Annotated in this window: 22 protein-coding genes and 3 tRNA genes; 10 read left to right on the plus strand and 15 right to left on the minus strand. The window is 60.3% G+C overall.

Features of this window, described 5'->3' with window-relative positions; translation table 11 throughout:
• Positions 1-190 (minus strand): hypothetical protein (locus P3C18_RS19525; RefSeq protein ID WP_275963462.1); only part of this gene is annotated, 190 nt, incomplete at its 3' end.
• A gap of 101 nt (positions 191-291) precedes the next feature.
• Positions 292-606 carry a hypothetical protein gene (locus P3C18_RS19530; protein ID WP_275963463.1) on the minus strand — a complete coding sequence of 105 codons (315 nt, stop codon included), beginning with the start codon at positions 604-606 and terminating at the stop codon, positions 292-294.
• A 148-nt stretch (positions 607-754) separates the two neighbouring features.
• On the opposite strand from P3C18_RS19530, the gene P3C18_RS19535 reads away from it, so the two are divergent.
• A complete protein-coding gene (locus P3C18_RS19535; protein WP_275963464.1) occupies positions 755-1,723 on the plus strand; it encodes an integron integrase in 969 nt (322 codons plus the stop codon).
• 94 nt (positions 1,724-1,817) lie between these two features.
• On the opposite strand, the gene rimO is transcribed toward P3C18_RS19535, so the two are convergent.
• From rimO to P3C18_RS19555, 4 genes are all read right to left on the minus strand, one after another.
• Positions 1,818-3,140 carry a 30S ribosomal protein S12 methylthiotransferase RimO gene (gene rimO / locus P3C18_RS19540; protein WP_275963465.1) on the minus strand — a complete coding sequence of 441 codons (1,323 nt, stop codon included), beginning with the start codon at positions 3,138-3,140 and terminating at the stop codon, positions 1,818-1,820.
• Between the two features lie 285 nt (positions 3,141-3,425).
• Positions 3,426-3,502 (minus strand) — tRNA-Met (locus P3C18_RS19545).
• A 122-nt stretch (positions 3,503-3,624) separates the two neighbouring features.
• A tRNA-Met gene (locus tag P3C18_RS19550) sits at positions 3,625-3,701 on the minus strand.
• Positions 3,702-3,903: 202 nt separating this feature from the next.
• A tRNA-Met gene (locus P3C18_RS19555) sits at positions 3,904-3,980 on the minus strand.
• 205 nt (positions 3,981-4,185) lie between these two features.
• Between P3C18_RS19555 and P3C18_RS19560 the strand changes: the two genes are divergently transcribed.
• Positions 4,186-4,401: a zinc ribbon domain-containing protein gene (locus tag P3C18_RS19560; RefSeq protein ID WP_275963466.1), complete on the plus strand. Its 216-nt coding sequence runs from the start codon at positions 4,186-4,188 to the stop codon at positions 4,399-4,401.
• A 23-nt stretch (positions 4,402-4,424) separates the two neighbouring features.
• Complete coding sequence (gene dinB, locus P3C18_RS19565; protein WP_275963467.1) at positions 4,425-5,486, plus strand: DNA polymerase IV; 1,062 nt, start codon at positions 4,425-4,427, stop codon at positions 5,484-5,486.
• A gap of 63 nt (positions 5,487-5,549) precedes the next feature.
• On the opposite strand, the gene rhlB is transcribed toward dinB, so the two are convergent.
• The 5 genes from rhlB to P3C18_RS19590 form a co-directional block, all read right to left on the minus strand.
• Complete coding sequence (gene rhlB / locus P3C18_RS19570) at positions 5,550-6,992, minus strand: ATP-dependent RNA helicase RhlB (protein WP_275963468.1); 1,443 nt, start codon at positions 6,990-6,992, stop codon at positions 5,550-5,552.
• 104 nt (positions 6,993-7,096) lie between these two features.
• Entirely contained in the window at positions 7,097-8,260 is a 1,164-nt protein-coding gene (locus P3C18_RS19575) for a dipeptidase (protein ID WP_275963469.1), read from the minus strand.
• 87 nt (positions 8,261-8,347) lie between these two features.
• The gene (locus P3C18_RS19580; protein ID WP_275963470.1) at positions 8,348-9,286 is read right to left on the minus strand and encodes a GGDEF domain-containing protein; all 939 of its coding nucleotides are present in this window, start codon (positions 9,284-9,286) and stop codon (positions 8,348-8,350) included.
• 194 nt (positions 9,287-9,480) lie between these two features.
• Positions 9,481-11,382, minus strand: coding sequence for an acyl-CoA synthetase (locus P3C18_RS19585; protein WP_275963471.1), 1,902 nt, complete (start codon positions 11,380-11,382; stop codon positions 9,481-9,483).
• 22 nt (positions 11,383-11,404) lie between these two features.
• Positions 11,405-12,064, minus strand: coding sequence for an alpha/beta hydrolase (locus P3C18_RS19590; protein WP_275963472.1), 660 nt, complete (start codon positions 12,062-12,064; stop codon positions 11,405-11,407).
• Between the two features lie 478 nt (positions 12,065-12,542).
• On the opposite strand from P3C18_RS19590, the gene P3C18_RS19595 reads away from it, so the two are divergent.
• The 4 genes from P3C18_RS19595 to P3C18_RS19610 all read left to right on the plus strand — a co-directional run bounded on the left by P3C18_RS19595 (position 12,543) and on the right by P3C18_RS19610 (position 16,754).
• Positions 12,543-13,571 (plus strand): amino acid ABC transporter substrate-binding protein, encoded by a 1,029-nt coding sequence (locus tag P3C18_RS19595; protein WP_275963473.1) that lies wholly within the window; start codon positions 12,543-12,545, stop codon positions 13,569-13,571.
• A 101-nt stretch (positions 13,572-13,672) separates the two neighbouring features.
• Positions 13,673-14,857: an amino acid ABC transporter permease gene (locus tag P3C18_RS19600; protein WP_275963474.1), complete on the plus strand. Its 1,185-nt coding sequence runs from the start codon at positions 13,673-13,675 to the stop codon at positions 14,855-14,857.
• Between the two features lie 9 nt (positions 14,858-14,866).
• The gene (locus P3C18_RS19605) at positions 14,867-15,964 is read left to right on the plus strand and encodes an amino acid ABC transporter permease (protein ID WP_275963475.1); all 1,098 of its coding nucleotides are present in this window, start codon (positions 14,867-14,869) and stop codon (positions 15,962-15,964) included.
• Positions 15,965-15,989: 25 nt separating this feature from the next.
• Positions 15,990-16,754 (plus strand): amino acid ABC transporter ATP-binding protein, encoded by a 765-nt coding sequence (locus P3C18_RS19610; protein WP_275963476.1) that lies wholly within the window; start codon positions 15,990-15,992, stop codon positions 16,752-16,754.
• A gap of 67 nt (positions 16,755-16,821) precedes the next feature.
• Here P3C18_RS19610 and P3C18_RS19615 read toward each other — a convergent pair whose 3' ends face one another.
• From P3C18_RS19615 to P3C18_RS19630, 4 genes are all read right to left on the minus strand, one after another.
• Positions 16,822-17,226, minus strand: a complete 405-nt coding sequence (locus tag P3C18_RS19615; protein WP_275963477.1) for an META domain-containing protein — start codon at positions 17,224-17,226, stop codon at positions 16,822-16,824.
• Positions 17,223-17,663 carry a hypothetical protein gene (locus tag P3C18_RS19620; RefSeq protein ID WP_160087615.1) on the minus strand — a complete coding sequence of 147 codons (441 nt, stop codon included), beginning with the start codon at positions 17,661-17,663 and terminating at the stop codon, positions 17,223-17,225. The genes P3C18_RS19615 and P3C18_RS19620 overlap by 4 nt, the downstream gene beginning before the upstream one ends.
• Positions 17,664-17,955: 292 nt before the next feature.
• Complete coding sequence (locus P3C18_RS19625) at positions 17,956-18,948, minus strand: 2-hydroxyacid dehydrogenase (RefSeq protein ID WP_275963478.1); 993 nt, start codon at positions 18,946-18,948, stop codon at positions 17,956-17,958.
• 35 nt (positions 18,949-18,983) lie between these two features.
• On the minus strand, positions 18,984-21,734 hold the full coding sequence (locus tag P3C18_RS19630; RefSeq protein WP_275963479.1) for an ATP-binding protein: 2,751 nt from the start codon (positions 21,732-21,734) through the stop codon (positions 18,984-18,986).
• A gap of 117 nt (positions 21,735-21,851) precedes the next feature.
• Between P3C18_RS19630 and P3C18_RS19635 the strand changes: the two genes are divergently transcribed.
• The 3 genes from P3C18_RS19635 (at position 21,852) to P3C18_RS19645 (ending at position 26,283) form a co-directional block, all read left to right on the plus strand.
• On the plus strand, positions 21,852-22,562 hold the full coding sequence (locus P3C18_RS19635; protein WP_275963480.1) for a response regulator transcription factor: 711 nt from the start codon (positions 21,852-21,854) through the stop codon (positions 22,560-22,562).
• A gap of 3 nt (positions 22,563-22,565) precedes the next feature.
• Positions 22,566-23,906 carry a sensor histidine kinase gene (locus tag P3C18_RS19640; protein WP_275963481.1) on the plus strand — a complete coding sequence of 447 codons (1,341 nt, stop codon included), beginning with the start codon at positions 22,566-22,568 and terminating at the stop codon, positions 23,904-23,906.
• A gap of 136 nt (positions 23,907-24,042) precedes the next feature.
• Positions 24,043-26,283, plus strand: coding sequence for a TonB-dependent siderophore receptor (locus P3C18_RS19645; RefSeq protein ID WP_275963482.1), 2,241 nt, complete (start codon positions 24,043-24,045; stop codon positions 26,281-26,283).
• Positions 26,284-26,372: the final 89 nt, after the last annotated feature.

The raw sequence follows: 26,372 nt of genomic DNA on the forward strand, positions 1-26,372 counted from the left end.
AATTTTCTTCAATTTTTTTCTCGATAAATACTGGAACAGCCAAGGCTGAAATAGTAAAAAACCAAGTCAATACTCTGAAAGCTCTTACTGTCTGAAGCTTTGTCCTGCCTCGTTGAAGATAAAGTAATGCTTCAAAGCCAATGTAGGTATACATAGTGCTGGCGATGTATATGAAAAATATTGCTGCCACAAGATTATTCCAAGACTGAATCATAACGTTTGGTTAAGGGGCGGGCTTTAGCCCGTCCCAGTGAGCGAAGCGAACGATTTGAACCASTTGTTAGAGGGCACCTAGCTCGGTTCATAAATGATCTCAAATTCAGGGCCAAGCTCTGCTTGAAGCTCCGATAAGAAAGCGAGTGCTACCGCCTCAAATTTTGCGTATTCATCGGGACTCCAAGGCCCCGGATCGGGTGGGTATTCCCAATTTAAGGCGGTGTCGTGCCAGTGCGATAATGCATTTAATCGTTCGAGCATTGCATTGCTTAGAGGTAATTTGTCTTCCACTGGGCCGACATCAAACTCTTTTAGTGCTGCTTCATTTCCACACCACAAAGAACCTCCGCCCCACTCGAACATTAGTCTGATGCGGAAAACGCCGGACATTGATGTGGCCTCTAACTATAATTAGACGACATTGCTGTCGCACAATATCCGGCAGAATGTCGGATAACGTTCCTTGTCGTTCTGCAAGTCCTTGTCTAGCTTGGAAGAGGTCGTGACAAACGCGACATCAATCAGGGAGCAACACGACATGGATGACGGCAAGCCAAAATTGTTGGTGCAGGTGCGCCAGCAGATTCGTTTGAGAAACTATTCGATTCGTACCGAGGCTGTCTACGCCGAGTGGGTGAAACGCTACATACGGTTTCATCGCTATCGACATCCCGCTGAAATGGGCGCTGCGGAGATTGAGGCGTTTTTGACCCATCTGGCCGTCGCCAGAAATGTATCAGGCTCGACGCAGAATCAGGCGTTGGCGGCGCTGTTGTTTCTGTATAAGCATGTTTTGGATATGCAATTGCCTTGGCTTGATGACATCGTCCGCGCCAAAAAGTCCAAGCACTTGCCCGTTGTGTTGACCCGCGATGAGGTGGCGCGGGTGTTGGTAGAGTTGTCAGGTGTGCAGTGGATTGTGGTCAATCTGCTTTATGGCGCTGGGCTGCGTTTGCTGGAGGCGTTGCGACTGCGGGTCAAGGACGTCGATTTTGCCCGTGGTGAAGTTCTGGTGCGTGATGGTAAGGGGCAGAAGGATCGCGTGACCATGCTGCCGCAGCGTTTGGTGTTGCCGTTGCAGGAGCATCTGCTCAAAGTCGCTGCTTTGCATCGCACCGATCTGGCGGAGGGCTTTGGCCGAGCCAACTTACCGTTCGCGTTGGCGCGCAAGTACCCGAATGCGGCGGCGGAGTGGGGGTGGCAGTTTGTGTTTCCGTCAGCCAATCGTTCGCAGGACCCGCGTTCCGAAGGGATCTTCCGTCATCACCTGCATGAGAAAACCATTCAGCGCGCAGTGCGCGAGGCGGTAAGGCGTGCTGGGATCATCAAGCCGGCGACGCCACACACCTTTCGCCATTCATTTGCGACTCATCTGCTGGAAAGTGGTCAGGACATCCGCACGGTGCAGGAGTTGCTCGGTCATGCGGATGTGAAAACGACGCAGATTTATACCCATGTGCTCAATCGTGGCGGCTTGGGAGTCATCAGTCCGCTTGATCGTGTTTAGGCCGGGAAAGTCGCTTCGGTTATGCATGTTGAGCGGATAGCAAAAGCCCCGCACGGGGCGGGGCTCTAGGGTTCTGCGCGTAGCTGCGTGACGCTTAGATCAGCTCGGCCCACATGTCGTATTCATCGGCATCGACGATGCGCACGCGAACCTTGTCGCCCGGATTGACGTTGGTGCTGGCGATAAACACGCTGCCGTCGATTTCCGGGGCGTCGGCGTAGCAGCGGGCGACTGCGCCTTGGTCGTCGACTTCATCGATCAGCACGTCCATTTCCTTACCAACCTTGAGCTGCAGGCGGGCGGTGCTGATGGCTTGCTGGTGAGCCATAAAGCGGTCCCAGCGGTCCTGCTTGATGTCATCTGGTACCGGGTTGTCGAGCAGGTTGGCGGGCGCGCCCTCTACCGGCGAGTATTGGAAGCAGCCAACGCGGTCGAGTTGGGCTTCGGTCAGCCAGTCGAGCAGGTATTGGAAATCTTCTTCGGTTTCGCCGGGGAAGCCGACAATAAAGGTCGAGCGGATGGTCAGTTCCGGGCAGATTTCGCGCCAGTTCTTGATGCGCGCCAGGGTCTTGTCTTCGAAGGCGGGGCGCTTCATGGCTTTCAGCACTTTCGGGCTGGCGTGCTGGAAGGGGATGTCGAGGTACGGCAGGATTTTTCCGGCGGCCATCAGTGGGATCAGCTCGTCGACGTGCGGGTAGGGGTAGACGTAGTGCAGGCGCACCCAAACGCCCATGCTGGAGAGCGCTTCGCACATTTCGGTCATGCGGGTTTTCACCGGCTGGCCGTTCCAGAAGTCGGTCTTGTACTTCACGTCCACGCCATAGGCGCTGGTGTCCTGGGAAATCACCAGCAGCTCTTTGACGCCGGCTTTGACCAGGCGCTCGGCTTCGCTGAGCACGTCGCCGACCGGGCGGCTGACCAGCTTGCCGCGCATCGACGGGATGATGCAGAAGCTGCAGCTGTGATTGCAGCCTTCGGAAATCTTCAGGTAGGCGTAGTGGCGCGGCGTGAGCTTGATGCCCTGTGGCGGCACCAGGTCGATCAGCGGGTTGTGGTCCTGCTTTGGCGGCACCACTTCATGCACGGCGTTGAGTACCTGCTCGTATTGCTGCGGGCCGGTCACCGAGAGCACGCTGGGGTGTACGTTGCGAATTGCGCCTTCTTCCACGCCCATGCAGCCGGTGACGATGACCTTGCCGTTTTCGGCCAGGGCTTCACCGATGACTTCCAGCGACTCGGCCTTGGCGCTGTCGATAAAGCCGCAGGTGTTGACCACCACCACGTCGGCGTCCTGATAGGTGGACACCACTTCATAACCTTCCATGCGCAGCTGGGTCAGGATGCGCTCGGAGTCCACCAGTGCCTTGGGGCAACCGAGTGAAACGAAGCCGACTTTCGGCGTGGCGGGGGTGGACATGGCGTTAACCTCAGGCGTGTACGGATGGATGCTGGGCGCTTGGCGCGCCTCTGATCAAAAAGTGCGCAATTCTAGCGGCGGCGCTGGCAATTGACCAGCGCTGAGCGTCGTCTTGGTAGTGGGGTGGTTGGTCTGTGTAGCCAGGATACGCCCCAGGGTGAGCATCGAGGCGATAAGCGATGACCTGTTCCGATGTAGGCAGGCAATGCCTGAGCTGTTGAGCTGGATCACTTAAATCGCGCACAAACAAAAAGGCCACTCGATTGAGTGGCCTTTTTGAGTATCTGGTTGCGGGAGCAGGATTTGAACCTACGACCTTCGGGTTATGAGCCCGACGAGCTACCAGACTGCTCCATCCCGCGCCGGCCATTCTATATAGAAATCACGTGCTGTCAACAAAATAGTGTTTTTAATCAAATGCTTAGATTGTGCAGGCAGGAGAAACAAAAAAGGCCACTCGATTGAGTGGCCTTTTCTGAGTATCTGGTTGCGGGAGCAGGATTTGAACCTACGACCTTCGGGTTATGAGCCCGACGAGCTACCAGACTGCTCCATCCCGCGCCGGCCATTCTATATAGGAATGATCTTTTGTCAATTGATTGTTGCTGTTTAATCAATAACTTAAATGATGCGTTGGCGGAGAAACAAAAAATCGCAGGGGCAGTCTTTGATGTCGCGCAGCGATGGGCCCGGCGAGGGAGGGCTGCCATAGGGCACAAGAAACAAAAAAGGCCACTCGATTGAGTGGCCTTTTCTGAGTATCTGGTTGCGGGAGCCGGATTTGAACCGACGACCTTCGGGTTATGAGCCCGACGAGCTACCAGACTGCTCCATCCCGCGGCGCCAATTCTAGCGTCTAAATGCTCCTTGTCAACCTAAAGGTGGCTAGAAGTTGTTTTTATTCAGGTGCTTAGCCGCGTGCTGAGTGGGTTTTCTCTGTAGAACCCTGCGCTAGAGCCTGATTGGGCGGACAGCTTTGCTTTCGGCATAGCCCGCAACCGGGCTGTTGGGCTAGAGTCCGTGCCCATTGAATGGGAGGAAAGTTATGAGCGTTGAATGCAAAGCCTGTGGTGCTCAGGTGCCAGCTGATGCCAAGACCTGTCCGGGTTGCGGGGCTGCCGTGGCGGCGAAGACCAAGTTGGTGCCGCTGGCGGCTTTTATGCTGATTGTTATCCTGATTATCCAGTCTTATATGGGCAAGTCTGAGGATGCGGCGAGCGAGGCCAAGCCGGCAGCGCCTGTTAGTTCAGCTGAGCAGTAGCAGCAGGGTTGGTAGACCTGGCAATGAGCAGCCGTAAAATAATCCACGTCGATTGCGACTGCTTCTACGCGGCAATTGAGATGCGGGATGACCCGAGCCTGGCCAGCAAGCCCTTGGCGGTCGGTGGTTCGGCGGATCGGCGCGGGGTGATTGCCACCTGTAATTATGAGGCGCGCAGTTATGGTGTGCGTTCGGCCATGGCTTCCGGCCAAGCGCTGAAGTTGTGCCCCGACCTGGTGATCGTCAAACCACGGATGGATGCCTATAAGGCAGTGTCGCGGGAGATTCAGGCGATCTTTCGCGATTACACCGAGCTGATCGAACCCTTGTCGCTGGATGAGGCCTACCTGGATGTAACCGACAGCCCGCACTTTGCTGGCAGCGCCACGCGCATCGCCCAGGATATTCGTCGGCGGGTCTCGCAGGAGCTGCATATCACCGTCTCGGCGGGCGTGGCGCCGAACAAGTTCCTGGCCAAGATCGCCAGCGACTGGAAGAAGCCTAATGGCCTCTTTGTTATCACTCCGGATCAGGTTGAGGATTTTGTTGCCGCCTTACCGGTGAGCAAGCTGCATGGCGTGGGCAAGGTCACAGCCGACAAGCTCGGGCGTTTGGGCATTCGTACCTGTAGCGACCTGCGCGAGTGGAACAAGCTGGCGTTGGTTAAGGAGTTCGGCAGTTTCGGCGAGCGCTTGTGGGGGCTGGCGCGCGGGATTGATGAGCGAGTCGTGCATAACGACAGTCGGCGTCAGTCGGTCAGCGTAGAAAACACCTTTGATAAGGATTTGCCGGACTTGGCCGCCTGCCTGGAGCAGTTGCCGGCGCTGCTGGAGCAACTGGCCACCCGTATGGCCCGGCTTGATTCGAGTTATCGGCCGGATAAGCCGTTCGTCAAAATCAAGTTTCACGACTTCAGCCAGACCACCCTGGAGCAGGGCGGCGCGCGGCGTGATCTGGAGAGTTATACGCGGCTTATGAGCGCCGCCTTTGCCCGTGGCAACAAGGCGGTGCGCCTGCTCGGCGTTGGCGTGCGCTTGCATGACCTGCGCGGTAAGCACGAACAGCTGGAGTTATTTGCGCCCTGACAGCGGCGCTGAAAATAGAAAAGGCGAAGCCGCAGGGCTTCGCCTTTTTTAGTTGCGCAGGGATCAGTGCTTGCGCGGGACCGGCTTGAGCAGCTCATCCGGCGGCATTTCGCAGGCGATCTTGCGGCCCAGCAGCGCCTCGATGGCAGGCAAGGCGTAGGCGTCGTCTTCGCCGGCAAAGCTGATCGACGTACCACTGCTGCCGGCGCGGCCGGTACGACCGATGCGGTGCACGTAGTCGTCCGGGGTTTCCGGCAGGGTGAAGTTGATCACGTGGCTGATCGCGTCGACGTGGATGCCGCGGCCGGCTACGTCGGTGGCGACCATCACGCGGATCTTGCCTTCACGGAAGCCTTCCAGGGCGCGGATGCGTTTGTGCTGCGGTACATCACCGGACATCTGTACGGCGCTGATGCCGTCACGGGTCAGGCGTTCTTCGATGCGCCGCACTTCATCTTTGCGGTTGGCGAAGACCATCACGCGAATCCAGTCGTTCTGGGTGATCAGGTTGTACAGCAGCTTGTATTTGTCGCTGCCGGCCACGGCATAGACGTGCTGCTCGACGGTATCGCTGGCGACGTTTTCCGGCTCGATCTCGACGATGGCAGGCTCGGTAGTCCATTGCTTGGCCAGGTTCATCACGTCTTCGGTGAAGGTCGCGGAGAACAGCAGAGTCTGGCGTTCGCCCTTCATCGGGGTCTGGCGGATGATCTGGCGCACCTGGGGGATAAAGCCCATGTCGAGCATGCGGTCGGCTTCGTCGAGCACCATCACTTCGACCATATCCAGATGCACTTCGCCGCGCTGGTTGAAGTCGAGCAAGCGGCCCGGGGTGGCTACCAGAATGTCGCAGAAGCGCGATTCCAGTAGCTTGAGCTGTTTGTCGAAGTCCATGCCACCGACAAAACTCATCACATTGAGGCCGGTGTATTTGGTCAGGTCCGCGGCGTCCTTGGCGATCTGCACCACCAGCTCACGGGTCGGCGCGATGATCAGCGCGCGCGGCTCGCCCATATAACGCTCTTTCGGCGGTGGGGTTTGCAGCAGCTGAGTGATGATCGAGATCAGGAAGGCGGCGGTTTTGCCCGTGCCGGTCTGGGCGCGGCCAATGGCGTCACGGCCGCTGAGGGTGTAACCCAGCACCTGCGCCTGGATCGGCGTGCAATACGGGAAACCCAGATCATGGATGGCATGCATCAGCTCGGGGGAGAGCTTGAAGTCATGAAAACGGGTTTTGCCCTCGGCCGGAGCTACGGCGAAGTCTTCCAGTTTCCAGGTGTCGACTGGTTTGGCAGGGCGTTCGCGGCGCGGTTTCGCCGGTTTTTCCTTGCTCTGTAACGGTTTTTCAGCGGCTTCAGTGGGGCGCGGTGAGGCGCTGCGGCTGGGTTTGTCAGCGTTGGCGTCAGGCTGGACGCGCGGTGCGCTGGGCGTTACAGGTGACGGAGTTGCTGGGCTGGGCTGCTCGCCCTCGGCTTTGCCGAATATTTTCTTGAGTGCTTTGAGCACGGTCATCTCATCAATTGGTTAAGGAGTGAACGGTCGCCAGTGTAAAGCAAGAAGCCGGCGCGGCGAAGTGCCGCGCCGGATGGCAGTGATTGGCTGATTTTTACTCAATTTCCGGGAAGGCTGGCAAGCAGCAAGCGCTGCACGTTACCGCCCATGATGGCGGCAATGTCCGCGTGGCTAAAACCGGCCTTGAGCAAGCCTTCGGTCAGTTGCGGCAAGCCCGTTACATCAAACGGCGCATGGATGGTGCCGTTGAAATCCGAGCCCAGCGCCACGTGCTGCACGCCAATCAAGTCGGCGGTATAGCGGATTGCCTTGATGATGGCCTCGACCGAGGTGGCGCAGACGGCAGCATCCCAGTAGCCGATGCCGATAACTCCGCCAGTCGCAGCGATGGCTTTCAGGTGTTTGTCGCTGAGGTTGCGCGGGCCTTTGCAGGTGCCTTCCACGCCTGTGTGGGAGACCAATACCGGGCGGGTGCTGATGGCCAGCACGTCATCGATCAGCGGGCGCGAGGCGTGGGCCAGGTCGATCAGCATGGCTTTTTCTTCCAGACGCTTGATCACTTGCCGGCCCAGCGGGGTCAGGCCGCCTTTTTCCAGGCCGTGGGCCGAGCCGCCGATTTCGTTATCGAAGAAGTGGGTCAGGCCGGTGATGCGAAAGCCGGCGTCATAGAGTACGTCGACGTTCTCCAGTTTGCCCTCGATCGGTTGCAGGCCCTCGGTGGCGAGAATTGCCGCTACACGCTGCGGGTCTTTCTGCCAGGCGCTGACAAAGTTGGCGAGGTCGCTGCGGGTTTTGATCAGTACTAGGCGGCCGTCGCTGTTGGCACTGGCTTCATTGAGTTTCTGCGCCTGATAGAGGGCGCGTTGCAGCAGGCTGCCCCAGGTTCCCTTGGGCCAGCGCTGGGCCATGGCCAGCAGGGTGATGTTGTCGGTCTCGCCGCTATTGCTTTCATAGTTGATGCCGCGCGGCGTCTTGGTCACGGTGGAGAACACCTGCAGGCCAAGGCGGCCTTCGAGCATGCGCGGCAGGTCGGAGTGGCCAAAGTCATAGCGCTTGAGCAGGTCGCGCTCCCACAACAGCACGTCGTCATGCAGGTCGGCGATAAACAGCTGTTGATGCAGCTGCTTGGCCGGCTCGCTGGCGGGATAGGGGGCGGGGGATTCGACGCTGTTCATCTTGCGGTCAAGCAAGGAGGGCAGGGCAAGCACACTACCCGCAGCGATCAACAGGATTATCAGCAGGACGATCAGAATTTTGCGCATATTAAGGTGCCATCCGGGCGTTGTTGTTATGCGCAGCACTCTAGCAAGAGTGGAGGGAAATGTGATGGCTGGGGGCAGCGCTACAAGCTAACCGCAGAGGCAGTCGCGGCCTTGCTGCTTGGCTTGATACAGCGCGCTGTCGGCGCGGGCGATCACGCCTTGCAGGCTGTCCTTGGGCTGCATCTGCGCCAGGCCAATGGACACGGTCACTCCCGGCAGCACGCCAATCGGTGAGTGGAACGAGCTGACATTGCGTAGTGCCAGGCGCAGTCGCTCGCCGATGCTGCGGGCCTCGTCGATGCCGATTTCCGGCAGCAGGATGACGAATTCTTCGCCGCCGTAGCGGGTCAGGCTGTCCTTGGGGCGCAGCTGATTACGCAGGGTGTGCGCCACCAGGCACAGGGCATAGTCGCCGGCGAGGTGGCCGTGCTGGTCGTTGTAGGCTTTGAAGTGGTCGACATCGAGCATCAGCATGCACAGCGGTTTGCCATTGAAGGCGCTGCGGGTGCTTTCGCGCTCGAAGATATGTTCCAGCCAGCGGCGGTTATAGGCGCCGGTGAGGGCGTCGATATTGGCGGTCTGCTCGCTGTCGAGGATGATCCGGTTGCCTTTGCGCACACGGTCGCAAAGCAGTTCGAGCATGTTCTGCATCAGTTCGGGTGATTGCCGGAACAGGTTGAACAGTGATTCGCGGTGCAGGCGCAGCACGCAGCAGGGCTCGGTCGCCACTACATAGGCAGACGGGTGTTCATTGTCGATAAAGCTGATTTCGCCGGCGCAGTCGCCGACGCTCAGGGTGCTGACGGCCTGGCTGTCGAGCGAGCCGAGATAGACCTTGAGTTGGCCCTTAAGTAGCAGGTAGAGGTACTGGTTGCGGTTGAAGGGCGACAGCAAGACTTCGCCGGCTTCCAGATCGCAGGCACGAAATTCCTTGAGCAGCTGGCTGATGCTGCTGGCGGCGACGTTATTGAACAGTCGCAGATGGCGAAGTTGTTGCAGGTCGGCCTGCCACTTGGCGTTTTTCATCGGATTGGCAGGTGTGACTGTGAGTTGGGAAAGTTGGGCATCGCTAACGCTCCCTGCATTAAGGGCGAACACCATGCCTGAACATATTCCGCTGTCTGAGGCCTGACAATCCTTGTCAGACGCACGGGCGACCAGTGGTCTTGAAGTTGAATGGTTGGTCACAATTCTGGCGCGATCCTTGCGCCAGCACTTGCTTACGCGGCGGGGTGCAGTTCTATGGCCACGGCGAAGCCGGACAGACGTTGAGTGATGGCGTCGGCCAGCGCGGTTTCACCAGCCGGCAGATGGATATGCGCGACCTGGCCGCGCTTGTCGTCGCTGAGCACCTCCACGCGCAGGCGTGCATCCAGCTCTGCCAGTGCAGCTTGGTATACGCGCGCGATGGCATCGAAGCGCAGCGCCGGTTTGAAGGTTTTACCCACGGCAGTCAGCGGAATGGTGTCGATGATCCAGGCATCCTTGGGGATCGCCGCACGCTCGGGAATGTGCTCGGCGGCATGGGCCAGCAGCTCGGCTTCGCTAACTTCAGCGCCGGGCTTGAGTTGCACATACACCACCGGCAGTTCGCCGGCTTTCTCATCAGGCTTACCGACGGCTGCGGCCATGGCCACAGCAGGGTGCTTGTGCAGCGCTTCTTCGATCATCTGTGGGTCGATATTGTGGCCGCCGCGAATGATCAAATCCTTGCTGCGCCCGGTCAGCCAGATATAGCCGTCGGCGTCGACGCGGCCCAGGTCACCGGTATTGAACCAGTCTCCGTCGATCCAGATGCCGGCATTCTTGCTGGTTTGCAGGTAACCCTTGAACACCGTGGCGCCACGGATGCACAGGTTGCCGATTTCATTGCGGCCGGCCTCTCTCAGGTAGTCGCCCTGTTCATCGAGCACTTTGATGCTCACCTCGCAATAGGGCATCGGCAGGCCGATGGAGCCGGGGCGGCGCTCGCCAGCAGGCGGGTTGGCGCAGCTGCCGCAGGTGCCTTCGGTCAAGCCGTAGCCTTCGATAAGGGTCAGTCCGGTTTTGCTTTCGAACTGGCGGATCAGCTCCACCGGCATCGGTGCGGCGCCGCACAATGCGTATTTCAGCGAGCGGAGGTCATGGCCTTCGCTCGGTACCTGCAGCAGGCCGGCGTAGATGGTCGGTACGCCGCTGAAGAAGCTGACCTTGTGGCGTTCGATGATCGTCCAGAAATTGCCGATCAGGTTGGGGTTGCGATAACCCTGTGGGGTGGCCAGCAGCACTTCGGCGCCGCCGATAAAAGCGGTGAGGCCGGTAACAATCACGCCGTTTACGTGAAACAGCGGCAGGCCGCAGAGGGTGACATCGCCCGGCGCGAAGCCGGTAACCAGATTCATGCTGTAGGCCATGGCCACTTCGTTGCCGTGGCTATGTGGCGCCAGTTTCGGCGTGCCGGTGGTGCCGCCAGTGTGGAAGTAGCTGGCAATGTCGTCGGGTGCGATGACGCGGCCGCTTTCCAGGTGATCATCCGGGCAGCTGGCGATCAGTTCATCGAAATCCAGCACGCCGTCCGGCAATGGCCCGCGCTGCGCCTTGATGGCGGCGCGCTGTGGCTCCGGCAGCAGGTTGGCCATGTCCACACAGATAATTGCCTTGAGCGCTGGCAGTTGCTTGCGCAGGCCTTCGACCTTGGCCCACAGGTCGGTGCCGGGGAAGGGCGCCAGGGTCACCAGCAGCTCGGAATCCGAGGCCTGAATCAGCTCGGCGATATGTTCCGGGTCGAGCAGCGGGTTGATCGCATTGACGATCCCGGCCGCTTCGCCGCCCCAGATGGTGAAGTGGGTGTGCGGCAGGTTGGGTAACAGAAACGACACCGCCTTGCCTGGGCGCAGGCCCAGGCGGTGGAAAGCGTTGGCGGTCTGGGTGATCTTACCCAGCAGTTGCCCATAACTGAGGCGGTAAGCCGCCTCATCTGCCGTGCCCTGGAGGATAAACGAAAGTGCCGGGGCATCCGCTTGCCGCGCTGCGCTGCGGCGGATCAGCTCATAGGTACTGGCCGGAAGGTCGCGCTCGGCCAGCGGGGTTTGCTCAATCAGCTGGATATCACGCAGGGTCTTGATCGCAGGGATGGCAGGCATAGATGTTTTCGCTCGCAGACAGTCAACTGGTGAACCGTTGCTCCAGCCAGTCGGTGATGTCGCGGATTTCCTCATTCACCACTTCGTGGCCCATCGGGTAATCACGCCATTGCACGCTGACGCCAGAGGCACTCAGGTAGTCATGGGCTGCGCGGCCCATGGCCGGCAGAACTATGTCGTCGAATGTGCCATGCAAACACAGGACCGGCAGTTGTTTTTTTGTATCCGCCAGCTGGATGTCGTCGCTGAAGGTCGGTGCATAGGTCGACAGAGCCATCACCCCGCCGAGGGCGAACTGCCAGCGCAGGAAAGCGGTGTGCAGCACCACCGCGCCGCCTTGGGAGAAGCCGGCGAGAACGATACGCGCAGGATCAATGCCGCTGTCACGCTGCGCTTCGATCAACGCGATTACCTGTTGCGCCGAGGCTTCCAGCTGCTCGCGGTTGATCGCGCGTGCCGGGCTCATGGCCAGAATGTCGTACCAGCTGGGCATGGCGTAGCCGCCGTTGATGGTTACCGCCTGGGTCGGCGCTTGGGGCAGAACGAAGCGGGTGCTGTGCAAGCGCTTCTGGAGCATCTCCGCAACCGGCATAAAGTCGTAGCGGTCGGCACCCAGGCCGTGCAACCAAATGACGCACGAGTCTGCGGCAAGTGTGGGCTGAAGAATCAAGGGTTCGCTCATCTGAGGCTCCGCTGTGGTGCGCGCGCGCTGATTTAGTGCGCGAGAAAATTTAGGGGGTGGCGATTCTAGAAAGAAGTTGTCGCCAGGGTGCAAGTTTTGCTCTTGACCTGTCCGTATGGTGCTCAAAGCGCGGCGCTGGTACGGGCCTTGCTATACACCCTAGGGACTGATGACGTTGCCTGGTAGTGGTAACACTGCCACCAAACTGGGCACGGAGCAGACTGAAATGCCTTTGCCGGCGTTTCACAGGTTCGCCAGGCGCTGCATGCTGTGCGACAAGTCACTTGCTATCTGTCTCTAGCCCATTCAAATAATGGGCGGGTGAGAGTTTATGGCCGCTGGAGCAATCGGCAACTAAACTCGCGCTAAGGTTTGATCCCCGGTTGAGTGTGTTGCTGCCAACACAGTCAACGAGCCCCATAAGGGTACGGTGGTAGAACCGAGACTCCAAACACAACAAAAGCAACTGGAGGTTTTAATGAAGATGGTGAAATCCACATTGGCAGTACTGACCACCGCCGCTGTTCTCGGTGTCAGCAGTTTTGCTCAAGCAGGCGCTACTCTGGACGCGATCCAGAAGAAAGGTTTCGTACAGTGCGGTATCAGCGATGGTCTGCCTGGCTTCTCCTACGCCGATGAGAAGGGTAACTACCTGGGCCTCGACGTTGACGTATGCCGCGCAGTTGCTGCTGCAGTATTCGGTGACGCCACCAAGGTCAAGTACAGCCCGCTGACCGCTAAAGAGCGCTTCACTGCGCTGCAGTCTGGCGAAGTCGACATTCTCTCGCGTAACACCACCTGGACTAGCTCGCGCGATGCCGGCCTGGGTCTGAACTTTGCCGGCGTGAACTACTACGACGGTCAAGGCTTCCTGGTTAACAAGAAACTCGGCGTTTCCAGCGCTAAAGAACTCGACGGCGCAACTGTCTGCATCCAGGCAGGTACCACCACCGAGCTGAACCTCTCCGACTACTTCCGCGCCAACAACCTGAAGTACACCCCGATCACCTACGATACCTCCGACGAGAGCGCCAAATCGGTTGAAGCCGGCCGTTGCGACGTGCTGACCTCTGACCAGTCGCAGCTGTACGCACAGCGCATCAAACTGGCCGATCCGGAATCCTACGTGGTACTGCCGGAAGTGATCTCGAAAGAGCCACTGGGCCCGGTCGTACGCCAGGGTGACGAAGAGTGGTTTGACATCGTGCGCTGGTCGCTCTACGCGATGGTTAACGCTGAAGAGCTGGGTGTGACTTCGGCCAACGTCGAAGAGCAAGCCAAATCCACCAAGAACCCCGACGTAGCTCGTCTGCTCGGCGCTGAAGGTGAATTCGGCAAAGATCTGAAACTGCCGAAAGACTGGGCCGTACAGATCGTCAAGCAAGTGGGTAACTACGGCGAAAGCTTCGAGCGCAACGTCGGTACCGGCAGCGAGCTGAAGATCGAACGTGGCCTCAACGCCCTGTGGAACAAGGGTGGTCTGCAGTACGCACCGCCGGTGCGCTGACCGTCCGCTGCCAGCCGCTCGTCCTGAGTGGCTGGCATTGTTCTGATTGATGTGAACCTCATGCCCGCTGATGCGGGCATGAGGGTTCCAAGAGGGCTCCTATGCAAACCACTGCAAATGTCCCGCGCCCCGGTGGATCGGTCTGGACCGACCCCAAGGCGCGTGCCTGGCTATTTCAAATTCTTGCCGTTATCGCCGTTGTGGCGCTCGGCTGGTTTCTGTTTGATAACACCCAGACCAACCTGGAGAAACGCGGGATCACCTCCGGGTTTTCCTTTCTTAATAACAGCGCCGGTTTCGGCATTGCCCAGCACCTGATCGACTACAACGAAAGCAACTCCTATGGGCGTGTTTTCGTGGTGGGCCTGCTCAACACCTTGTTGGTGTCGGTGATTGGTATTGTCCTGGCGACGCTGTTGGGTTTCCTGCTGGGTGTGGCGCGTCTGTCGCCGAATTGGTTGGTCAGCAAGCTGGCCACCGTGTACATCGAGACGTTCCGTAATATCCCGCCGCTGCTGCAAATCTTCTTCTGGTACTTCGCCGTTATGCTCTCCCTGCCAGGACCGCGGCAGAGCATGGGCGTTGGCGAGACGTTCTTCCTCAACAGCCGTGGCCTGTATATGCCGGCTCCAAGCCCGACGGACAGCTTCAGCCTGTTTGCCGGTGCGGTGATCGTGGCGATCATCGGCGTGGTGCTGTTGGCGCGCTGGTCGAAGGCGCGTTTTGAAGCCACTGGTCAGCTGTTCCCGGTGTCTCTGGGGGCTATTCCGCTGCTGATCGGCCTGCCGGGGCTGGCGATTCTGCTGGGCGGCAACCCGCTGCAGTGGAGTGTGCCGGAGCTGACGGGTTTCAACTTCCGTGGCGGCTGGGTGCTTATCCCTGAGCTGATGGCCCTGACCCTGGCGTTGACCATCTACACCGCAGCCTTTATCGCCGAGAACGTACGTTCCGGGATCATGGCGGTCAGCCACGGGCAGACCGAAGCGGCGCGCTCTCTGGGCCTGCCGGCTGGTAAGACGCTGCGTCTAGTGATTATTCCCCAGGCTCTGCGGGTGATCATTCCGCCGCTGACCAGCCAATACCTCAATCTGGCGAAAAACTCCTCGCTGGCCGCTGGTATCGGTTATCCGGACATGGTCTCGCTGTTCGCCGGTACGGTACTCAACCAGACCGGGCAAGCGATCGAGGTGATTGCCATCACCATGAGTGTGTACCTGGCGATCAGTATCAGCATTTCCATGCTGATGAACTGGTACAACAAGCGCATTGCGCTGATCGAGCGGTAAGGAGCAGCCATGCAAACTCATACGTTCAAACCTGATCTACCGCCACCCGCGCTCAGCGTCGGTGTGGTCGGTTGGCTGCGTGCCAACCTGTTCTCCAGCTGGTTCAACACGCTGCTGACGCTGTTCGCAGCGTATCTGGTGTGGCTGATTATGCCGCCGCTGATCCAGTGGGCCTTTATCGATGCGGACTGGACCGGTACCACCCGTGCCGACTGCACCAGTGGCGGGGCGTGCTGGGTGTTTGTGCAGCAGCGTTTCGGTCAGTTTATGTACGGTTTCTACCCGACTGAGCTGCGCTGGCGCGTTGACCTGACCCTGTGGCTGGCGATCATCGGTGCTGCACCGCTGTTCGTACCGCAGATGCCGCGTAAGGCCATGTATGGCCTGGGCTTCCTGGTGGTTTACCCGCTGTTGGCGTACTGGCTGCTGCACGGTGGTTTCTTCGGTCTGTCGACCGTGTCGACCAGCCAGTGGGGCGGCCTGATGCTGACCCTGGTGATCGCCGCTGTCGGTATTGCCGGCGCCTTGCCGTTGGGCATTCTGCTGGCGCTGGGGCGTCGTTCGGAGATGCCGGCGATCCGCGTGATCTGCGTGACCTTTATCGAGTTCTGGCGCGGGGTGCCGTTGATCACCGTGCTGTTTATGTCCTCGGTGATGCTGCCGTTGTTCCTGCCTGAGGGCCTCTCCTTCGACAAGCTGATGCGTGCGCTGATCGGGGTGATCCTGTTCCAGTCGGCCTATATCGCCGAAGTGGTGCGTGGTGGTCTGCAGGCGATTCCCAAGGGTCAGTACGAGGCTGCTGCGGCCATGGGCCTGGGCTACTGGCGGATGATGGGCCTGGTGATTCTGCCGCAAGCCCTGAAGCTGGTTATTCCTGGCATCGTCAACACCTTTATTGCGCTGTTCAAGGACACCAGCCTGGTGATCATCATCGGCCTGTTCGACCTGCTCAACAGCATCAAGCAAGCCACCACCGATCCGGCTTGGCTGGGCATGGCCACTGAAGGCTATGTATTCGCCGCGCTGATTTTCTGGATTTTCTGTTTTGGTATGTCCCGCTACTCCCAACATCTGGAGCGCAAGCTGGACACCGGCCACAAGCGTTAGGAGCCACGCCATGAATGAAGCAAGCATGAGTGAAGCAAACAAACAGCCGGCAGCAGCTGACGGCATGATCCAGATGCAGGGCGTGCACAAATGGTACGGTCAGTTCCATGTGCTCAAAGACATCAACCTGAATGTGCAGGCCGGTGAGCGTATCGTGTTGTGTGGGCCGTCCGGTTCGGGCAAATCGACCACCATTCGCTGCCTCAACCGTCTGGAAGAACACCAGCAGGGGCGCATTGTGGTGGATGGCACCGAGCTGACCCACGACCTCAAACACATCGAAGCGGTGCGTCGCGAAGTCGGCATGGTGTTCCAGCACTTCAACCTGTTTCCGCACCTAACCGTGCTGCAAAACTGCACCCTGGCGCCGATGTGGGTGCGCAAGATGCCCAAACGTCAGGCTGAAGAGATTGCCATGCACTTTCTCGAGCGCGTGCGCATTCCGGAGCAGGCCCACAAGTACCCAGGCCAGCTTTCTGGCGGCCAGCAGCAGCGTGTGGCGATTGCCCGTGCGCTGTGCATGAAGCCAAAGATCATGCTGTTCGACGAGCCGACCTCGGCCCTCGATCCGGAAATGGTCAAGGAAGTGCTGGATACCATGATCGGCCTGGCTGAAGACGGCATGACCATGCTCTGCGTAACCCACGAAATGGGCTTTGCCCGCACCGTGGCGAACCGGGTGATCTTTATGGACAAGGGCGAGATCGTTGAACAGAACGAGCCCAACGCCTTCTTCACCAACCCGCAGAACGAACGTACCAAGCTGTTCCTCAGCCAGATCATTCACTGAGTTTCAGCCGCAAATAAAAAGGGAGCCTTCGGGCTCCCTTTTTTATGCACTCAGCAACGCTGCGTGGCTATTTGTTCTCAGGCCACAGGCGCAGCGGCTTACCTTCGGCGGGCCACAGCTGCAGCTGCTCGGTGGCGGAGAAGTCCCAGCGCTCTACCTTGCTCAGGCTGTCGAGAAAGCGCGCTTCCTGCTCCATCAGCGCCGGTGCGCACATCTTGCGGGTGCTGCCGGCGGCGCTGAAGCTGAGCTTGTCGCCGTCGAGGGTGTAGCCGGCAAACCAGTGGTTGCAGCCGGCGTTGCCATAGGCGCGGCCGTCGTCACCGAGGGTGATGGTCAGATGGCTGCGGTCGATCAGTGGACGTTCGCCAATCCATTCCACCTGGTAACTGTGCTCGGTTTCCAGCTGCGGTGCGGATGTGGCGCAGCCCACGAGGCCGGCAGCCAGCAGGCTGATAGTCAGTACGCGTTTCATATAGCCTCCTTGTTGATGCATTTCGGGCACAGGTGCTTGGCGTTTTTCGACTGCCAGCCCAGTTCCTTGATTCGCGCTTCGGCGGCCGGCGCCTGGGCCTTTTTGCCGAGGGCGGCGTCGACGGCGAACTCGAAGTCCAGCTGCGCATTGCAGCTGTCGCAGTTGGCCTGCCAATTGAAGATCGCTAGCTCCTTGAACGCCGGGCCAGTGGCCACGGCGACCCACTGGCCACGCGGGTTGATCAGGTGACGAACCTTGTCGGCCTGCAGGCGCATGGACAGCTCACGGCTGCCCTTGAGGGTGACCAGCAGGGTGTCGCCGCTCTGGATCGAGCCGCCATTGCCGGTCACCTGGTAGCGGCCTGGTGCCAGTGCGCGGCATTCGATCAGGGTGTGCTCGGGGTTGAGCAGGTTGTAGCGAAAGTCGTGTTCAGCCATGAATCCTCCAAGAGGGTCTGTTGACGTTTCGTTCGCGGCCGCGCCGGAGCCTGCTTTAGCGCGAGGCAAGGCACGAGACACGAAGTTTGGTCGTTCCAAATGAGTGTCGAGAAACGCAGTATCGCGCTAAAGCAGGCCCGGCCCTTCGGGTTGCGCGAAAAATCTCACCATGCGGTGTTGGAGGACTTGGCAAGGGAACACCATTACCTGCGTCCTCCGCCTAGCCTGGCGAGATTTTTCGCAGCAACGCGGCTCGCGACGAAACGTCAACAGACCCTAAACGTAAATGCTATCACGCGGCAGGAAGCAGCTGATTGATCGGCGCATTTCCCAGCCAGGCGGCGATATTGTCGCGGGTGGTGCTGGCAATCGCCGCCAGGGCTTCGCGGGTGAGAAAGCCCTGGTGCGCGGTAATCAGCACATTGGGGAAGCTCAGCAGGCGCGCGAGCACATCATCCTGCAGCGGTTGTTCTGAGCAATCTTCGAAGAACAGTTCGGCTTCTTCCTCATAAACATCCAGGCCCAGATAGCCCAGTTGCCCGCTTTTCAGCGCGCCGATCAGTGCCGGGGTATCAATCAAGGCGCCGCGTCCGGTATTGATCAACATCACGCCGCGCTGCATCTGCTGCAACCGCGAGGCGTTGATCAGATGGTGAGTGGCGGTGTTGAGCGGGCAGTGCAGACTGATGATGTCGCTGCTTTCTAGCAGCTGATCCAGCCCGACCTGCTGCGCGCCGGCAGGTAGCTCGGCGATGTGCGCCGGGTCATGGATCAGCAGCTGGCAGCCGAAACCGGCCATTATTCGCGCGAAGGTCAGGCCGATCTGCCCGGCGCCGATAATGCCGACCTGTTTGTCGTGCAGATCGAAGCCGATCAGCCCGTGCAGGGAGAAGTCGCCCTCGCGGGTGCGGTTGAAGGCGCGGTGAGTGCGCCGGTTGAGGGTCATGATCAGCGCCAGGGCATGTTCGGCGACGGCATGCGGTGAGTAGGCGGGCACTCGTACCACTGTCAGGCCGAGGGCGTGCGTGGCGTGCAGGTCGACATGGTTGTAGCCGGCCGAGCGCAAAGCAATCAGTCGTGTACCGCCGGCGGCCAGTTGTTGCAGCACTTGGGCGCTGAGGTCGTCATTGATAAAGGCGCAAACCACCTCGTAACCGGCCGCCAGACCGGCGCTGTCTGGGCGCAGATGGGCTTCTTGAAAACTCAGCTGCCAGTCGTCCGGGAAACCTGCAGCGCGAAAGCTCTGTTGGTCGTAAGGCTTGCTGCTGAACAGGATGATGCGCATGGGGCTCCTTGGCGTGTGGCTTCGCAGCGCCTGAATCAGGCGCTGACCTGGGCGTGCCGCGCCAATCGGTCGATGGCGGCATCCAGCTCATCCAGGGCTTGTTGGGCGGCCGGATCATTCTGTTTCAGCAGGGTTTCGCTGCGCTGGCAGGCGGCGCGCAGCTGCGGCACGCCGCAGTAGCGGGTCGCCCCGTGCAGACGGTGTACGCGTTCGATCAGGCTATTGCGCTCGCCACTGTCACGGGCTTGGCGAATGGCCTGACGGTCGCCGGGCAGGCCGGCCAGCAGCATGCTCAGCATATCCGCAGCCAGGTCCGCCTTGCCGGCAGCTAGGCGCAGGCCTTCGTCGGCATCCAACACGCTGAGGTTGTTGTGCGTGGCGCTGATGCCGGTGTGTTCGTCGCTCTGGTTGCGCAGGGCCAGGCCGGTCCACTTGAGTACCACCTGGGCCAGCTGGCGCTCGCTGATCGGCTTGGTCAGGTAGTCGTCCAGGCCGCTTTGCAGCAGGGCGCGCTTCTCGTTGGCGAGGGCGTGGGCGGTCAGCGCGACAATCGGCACTGGGCCCTGGTTGCGCTCGTTTTCCAGTTGGCGAATGGCCTCGGTGGCCTGGCGGCCGTCCATGCCGGGCATCTGTACGTCCATAAAGATCAGGTCGAACGTCTGCTCGGCGGCTTTCTCCACGGCCTCATAGCCGCTGTTGGCGATGCTCACCTGCGCGCCCATGTCGTCCAGCAGGGTTTGCACCAGCAGCAGGTTGGCCGGGTTGTCGTCGACGCAGAGAATCAGCGGCGGGCGGCTCGGGGCGCTCTGCTTGTTCTCTGCGCGGTTCTGCCGTGGGCTGACCAGCTCGGCCAGGCCCCGCTGCAGCTTGCGTGTACAGGCCGGTTTGGCCTGCAGCTGGCTGTAAGCATCTGGCAATAGGCTGTGGTACAGCGACTGTTCGGTGGTGGGGCACAGCAGCAGGGTCTTGCAGGCCAGGCGTTCGAGCTCCCAGATGCGCTGGTCGAGGCGCTCCGGTGGCAAGGTCTGGGTGCTGACGCCGAGTACCGCCAGTTCGATTGGCTGAGCGCTATGCCGCGCCTCTGCAACGGCGCTGAGCAGGCTGTCGAGGTTGTCGAAGCCGCTGACCTGAAGGCCGCAGTCTTCCAGTTGATGCTGCAGGGCCTGCCGCGCCAGGTCGTGGTGTTCCAGGGCGGCAGCGCGGCGGCCGAGCAGCGGTGGTCGCGGCAGGTCTTCGGCATCGTCGCGGGCCTTGGGCAGGCTCAGGGTGATCCAGAATTCAGAGCCTTCCTCGGGGGTGCTGTCGACGCCGATCTCGCCGCCCATCTGTTCGATCAGACGCTTGGAAATCACCAGGCCCAGGCCGGTGCCGCCGGCCTGACGGCTGAGCGAGTTGTCAGCCTGGCTGAAGGCCTGGAACAGCTCGCGCAGGTCTTCATCGGACAGGCCGATGCCGGTGTCCTGCACGCTGATGCGCAGCTGCGCGCGGTCGGCGCTTTCGTCCTCGAGCATGGCGCGGATCACGATGGTGCCTGCGCGGGTGAACTTGATCGCGTTGCTTACCAGGTTGGTCAGCACCTGCTTGAGCCGTAGTGGGTCGCCGATCAGCGACAACGGCGTGTCGCGGTAGACCAGGCTGAGCAGCTCCAGCTGCTTGGCGTGGGCGGCGGGGGCGAGGATGGTCAGGGTGTCCTGCAGCAGATCGCGCAGGTTGAACGGGATATTTTCCAGGACCAGCTTGCCGGCTTCGATCTTCGAGAAATCGAGAATCTCGTTGATGATCGCCAGCAGGCTGTCGGCGGATTTTTCGATGGTGCCCAGGTAATCCTGCTGGCGCGGCGTCAGTTCGCTTTTCTGCAGCAGGTTGGTGAAACCGAGGATGCCGTTGAGCGGGGTGCGGATCTCGTGGCTCATATTGGCGAGGAATTCGGATTTGATCCGGCTGGCCTCCAGGGCTTCTTTACGCGCCAGGTCGAGCTCGATGTTCTGTATTTCGATGGTTTCCAGGTTCTGCCGCACGTCTTCGGTGGCCTGGTCGACGCTGTGTTGCAGTTCTTCCTGGGCGTTCTGCAGGGACTCGGCCATGCGGTTGATGCCCGAGGCTAGTTCGTCCAGTTCATGGCTGCCGAGTGGCGGCAGGCGGGTTTCCAGGTGGCCGTCCTTGAGCTGGGCGACGCTTTGTTTGATCTGCCGCAGCGGGTCGTTGATCGTGCGGCTCATGCGCACGGCGAGCAGGGCGGTGACCATCAGCCCGGTGGCGATCAGCAGCAGGCTGGCCAGCAGGCTGYGGTAACCGCTGAGCAGGGTGCTGTGGTGCGACAGCTCCAGCTCGACCCAGCCCAGCAACCGCGTGCTTGGTTCTTCAGTGGTCTTGCCGGTCAGACTCAGGTGCTGCTGATACACCGGCAACAGAAAACGCGTGGCGTTCTGGTTGCTGTTCTGTGCGGGTTGCGGCTCGCCAGCTGCCGGCGAAGGGTTGAGCATGCTTGGCCCGGCGTGGGCCAGGGTGTTGCGCTCGGCGGCGAGGAAGCTTACGGCGCGCACATCCGGCTGATCGAGTGCCTGGCTGGCAATGCGCTGCAGCACCTCACTGTCACCGGCATGCAGCGCCGGTGCGGCCAATGGCGCGAGCTGTTCGATGATCATCTGTCCACGTTGCAACAGTTGCCCCTGCAAGCCGGACAACTGCACCCAGGTGAAATAGCCGCCCAACACCAGCGCCAACAAGCTGGTGGGCAACAGGGTGAGCATGAGCACACGGCCTTTGATGCCTAAATCCTTTAACACGTGCTGCCTCCTTGGGTGATGTTTTGGCAGTGTAGCGATTCAGCCGGTGAGAATCTGTAGGTGAGTGTGGTGCAGTTAGTATGTAGAATTATTCTCATTTGAATCGGTGAATTGCTCGTGCTCACTTGTAACCTTCCAACCGCGCGGATTCTTGCGGTTGAAGATGATCCGCTGCTGGCCAGCCATTTGCAGCAGCATCTGCAGGACAGCGGCTACAGCGTCAGTCTCAGCGGTGATGGCCGTGAAGGGCTGCGGCTGGCGGCCGAGGGCGACTTCGATTTGGTCCTGATGGACATTCTGCTGCCTGGCATCAGCGGCCTGCAGGTATTGCAGAGCCTGCGTGAACAGCGCGGCGTGCCGGTGATTCTGATGTCGGCGTTGGGCGGCGAGCAGGACCGGATTGCCGGTTTCAGCCAGGGCGCGGATGACTACCTGCCCAAGCCGTTCAGCATGGATGAGCTGAAAGTGCGCATCGAGGCGGTGCTGCGCCGGGTGGCTTATGAGCGGCGTGAATTTACTGCGCCGGGGCTGGATCCGCAGTTGCAGTTTGACGATTCACGCACGGATGTGTGCCTGCGCGGCCAATGGGCTGATCTGACCCAGACCGAGTTTCGCCTGCTTGAGCTGTTCGTGCGCCATCCGGAAGGGTTGATGACCAAAGCCTTCCTCTATCAGCAGGTGCTACGCCGCGCTTATTCGCGGCACGACCGCAGCCTGGACATGCATATCAGCCATATCCGGCGCAAGTTGCTGGCCCTTGGTTACACGGCTGGGCGCCTGGAAACCGTGTGGGGCAAGRGCTACCTGTTCACCCGTGAGGGCGTCTGAGGCATGCCTGGGCGTCACTCTCTGTTCTGGCGGCTGGCTTTGCTGGTTATGGCTTTCTGCCTGCTGATCATCTGGGTCAGTTGGTCCTGGGGTGGGCGCATCGAGTTTCGCGGTTATCTGCTCAGCGAGGCGGCGCAGCAGCTGCTGCTCGATTATGCCGCCGAAGCCGAGCAGGCCTGGCGCAGCGGCGGTGCCGAAGGCGTCGAGCGCTGGCAGACGCAGATGCAGCAGCGCGAGTCAGTCTGGCTGACGGTGCTTGGCCGCGATTTGCGCGCCCTTGGCACGCGGACCTTGAGCCTGGCAGAAACCGAGCGGCTTACGGCCATGCGCCATATCGACTGGCCGATGAGCAAGCGCGCCAGTGGCCTGCCGGTGCTTGCCTTGCCATTTCCGCAGCAGCCACTGGACGGTCAGCTGGTGATCGAGTTACCGGAGCGTTTCCTGCCGGAAGGCTTTACCTGGCACGCCCAGCTGCTGGTGCACGGCCTGCTGCCCTGTGGGCTGGCACTGCTGCTCTGTGCCTTGCTGTATCGCCTGCTGATTACCCCGTTGCAGCACCTGCGTGAGCAGGCCAACGCCCTGCGCGGAGAGCAGCTGAGTGTGCGTATGGCAAGCCAGATCAGTGCCCGTCAGGATGAGCTGGGCGAGCTGGGCCGCGCTTTTGACCATATGGCCGAGCGCCTGCAGGGCATGCTCAGCCTGCAACGTCAGCTACTGCGCGATCTTTCCCATGAATTGCGCACGCCCCTGAGCCGTTTGCGGGTGGCCTGTGAAAGTGGCCTGGATGCCGAGCAGCTGCGCCAGCGCCTGGAGCGTGAAGTCGGCGGCATGCAGCGCCTGGTCGATGACACTCTGGAGCTGATCTGGCTGGGTACCGAGCGTCCGCAACCGCCGCTGGAACCGATCAGCCTGCCATCACTGTGGGCGTTGCTGGTTGAGGATGCCTGCTTTGAAAGCGGCTGGCCGCAAGCCCAGCTACGTTGTCTGCTACCTGAGGACTGCTGTGTGCGCGGGCATCTCAATGGGCTGGCGCAAGCGCTGGAGAATGGCTTGCGCAATGCCATCCGGTATTCACCCCCCGGCGCGCTGATCAGCCTGGGCGGACGCCTGGAGCAAGGTGATTGGCTGTTCTGGCTGGAGGATCAGGGTGGCGGCGTGGCGGCCACGGAGCTGGAGCAGATGTTCTTGCCCTTTATTCGCCTGTCGGCGGCCCGGCCCGGTGGTGATGGCTTTGGTCTGGGCCTGGCGATTGCCCGAGGTGCCATGCAGATGCAGGGCGGGGCGATGTGGGCCGAGAACACGGGGGAAGGCCTGCGCCTGAATTTTCGATTGAAAAGTGTATAGATTGTAAATGAACTTTACTCTCAAATAAGAATAAGTAGCATCTGCGCCGTTCCCGCGTACCGGCCGGGCTGGCGCAGCATGTGGCTGCCAGCCCTTGAATCTGTATGCGGACCATTCGCCACAGGAGAGGGTGTTCATGCAGTCGCGATTCAAGCTCAGTCATCTGTCGTTGGCCATCGTTGCGGCCAGTCTTTCCCCTTGCACGCTGTTTGCCGCTGACGTGGTAGATGTCGAGGTGGATGCCCTGAGCGCAACCGCCGAACCCGCCGATGCGATCAAGCTCAAGGATGCCGTGGTCACCGCCAAGCAGGAGCTCAAGCAGGCGCCGGGTGTGTCGATCATTACTGCCGAGGACATCAAGAAGCGCCCGCCGGCCAATGACCTCTCCGATGTGATTCGCCGCGAGCCTGGGGTCAACCTGACCGGCAACAGCACCAGTGGCAGCCGGGGCAACAACCGCCAGATCGACCTGCGCGGCATGGGCCCGGAAAACACCCTGATTCTTATCGATGGCCGTCCGTCCAGCTCACGCAACGCCGTGCGTTATGGCTGGACGGGTGATCGTGATACCCGTGGTGAAACCAACTGGGTGCCGGCTGAAGAAGTCGAGCGCATCGAAATCCTCCGCGGCCCGGCTGCTGCCCGCTATGGCTCGGGGGCTATGGGCGGGGTGGTGAACATCATCACCAAGCGGCCGACCGAGCAGCTGCGTGGCTCGGTCACCCTGTATGCAATCCAGCCGGAAGACGATGCCGAGGGCGCCGGTCAGCGTGCCAATTTCAACCTCAGCGGTGCGCTGAACGACAGCCTGGCCTTCCGCCTGTATGGCGGCGCTAACAAGACCAATGCTGACGATGCCGACATCAACGCCGAACGTCAGGTGGGTGCCGATACTCTGGTCGCGGGCCGTGAAGGCGTACGTAACAAGGACATCAGCGGCCTGCTCAGCTGGCAGTTGAACCCGGACCACAGCCTGGATCTGGAAGCCACCTACAGCCGTCAGGGCAACATCTACGCCGGCGACACCATGCTTAACGGTGGTGGTGCGTTCGTGAACCAGCTGTATGGCAAGGAAACCAACATCATCCAGCGCAGCAGCTATGCCTTGACGCATAACGGCGAGTACGACTGGGGCAGCTCTACCGCCTCGTTGGCCTATGACTACACCCGTAACGAGCGCCTCAATGAAGGCCTGGCCGGGGGCGGCGAGGGCGCGCCGGCAGAGGGTGCCGGGGTGTTTATGTCTCGTCTGCGTAACACCCGCGCCAATGCCGAGGTCAACTTGCCGCTGGAGATGGGCGCGCCGCAGGTGCTGACCCTGGGCGGTGAGTACCTCTACGAAAGCCTGAATGACCCAGGTTCCCTGCGTGCGCAAACCTGGGACCCAGGTGTCGGTGGTGTGCCGGCAGTTCCTGGTTTTGACCGCAACCAGACCAAGACCACCGCGCACAGCTTTGCCCTGTTCGCCGAGGACAATATTGAGCTTGGCGCGCGCACTATCGTTACCCCGGGTCTGCGCTACGACGACCATGAAGAGTTCGGCGGTAACTGGAGCCCGAGCCTCAACGCCTCCCACAAGCTGACCGATGAGCTGACTCTCAAGGGCGGTATTGCGCGGGCCTATAAAACCCCCAACCTGTATCAGTCCAACCCCAACTACCTGCTCTACAGCATGGGCTTTGGCTGTAACGCCGCCGAGGCCAACGCCGGTGGCTGCTACCTGATCGGTAATCCGGATCTGGAGCCGGAAACCAGTATCAACAAGGAAATCGGCCTGGCCTTTGATAAAGGCACCTGGCGTACCAGCGCGACCTACTTCCGCAATGACTACAAGAACAAAATCGTTTCCAGCAACGATGCGGCGTTTCGTTTGAGCAACGGTCGTCGTGTGCAGAACTGGGAAAACTCCGGCAAGGCGGTGGTCGAGGGGGTTGAAGGCAACCTGTTCGTCACCCTCAGCCCGACGCTGGAGTGGAACACCAACTTCACCTACATGATCGAGTCCGAAGACAAGGACAGCGGCGAGCCGCTGAGCATCATCCCCGAGTACACCGTCAATACCAGCCTGGACTGGGCTGCCACCGAGAAGCTGTCGCTGCAGGTCAGCGGCACCTATTACGGCACCCAGGAATCCCCCAGCTACAACGCCCGGCGCAACGTCGCCATTGACAGCCAGGCGCAGAAGGATATCGACCCCTACGGCCTGATGGGCGTCAGTGCCGGCTATGCCTTCAATGAGCAGTACAGCGTGCGCATGGGCATCAACAACCTGTTCGACAAGCGCATCTACCGCGAAGGCAACGCCACCGAAGCCGGGGCCAATACCTACAACGAAGCCGGGCGTGCCTACTTCGCCTCGGTTACCGCGTCCTTCTAGGTCATCGTGCTCCTTACCCGCTGCTACGGCGGGTTTCGGCTCCGCCAGGCGTGTCCTGGCGGAGCCTTTTCAGTGCAGGAAAACGCTTA

Source organism: Pseudomonas sp. 1928-m (genome assembly GCF_029269135.1).
GTDB lineage: Bacteria > Pseudomonadota > Gammaproteobacteria > Pseudomonadales > Pseudomonadaceae > Aquipseudomonas.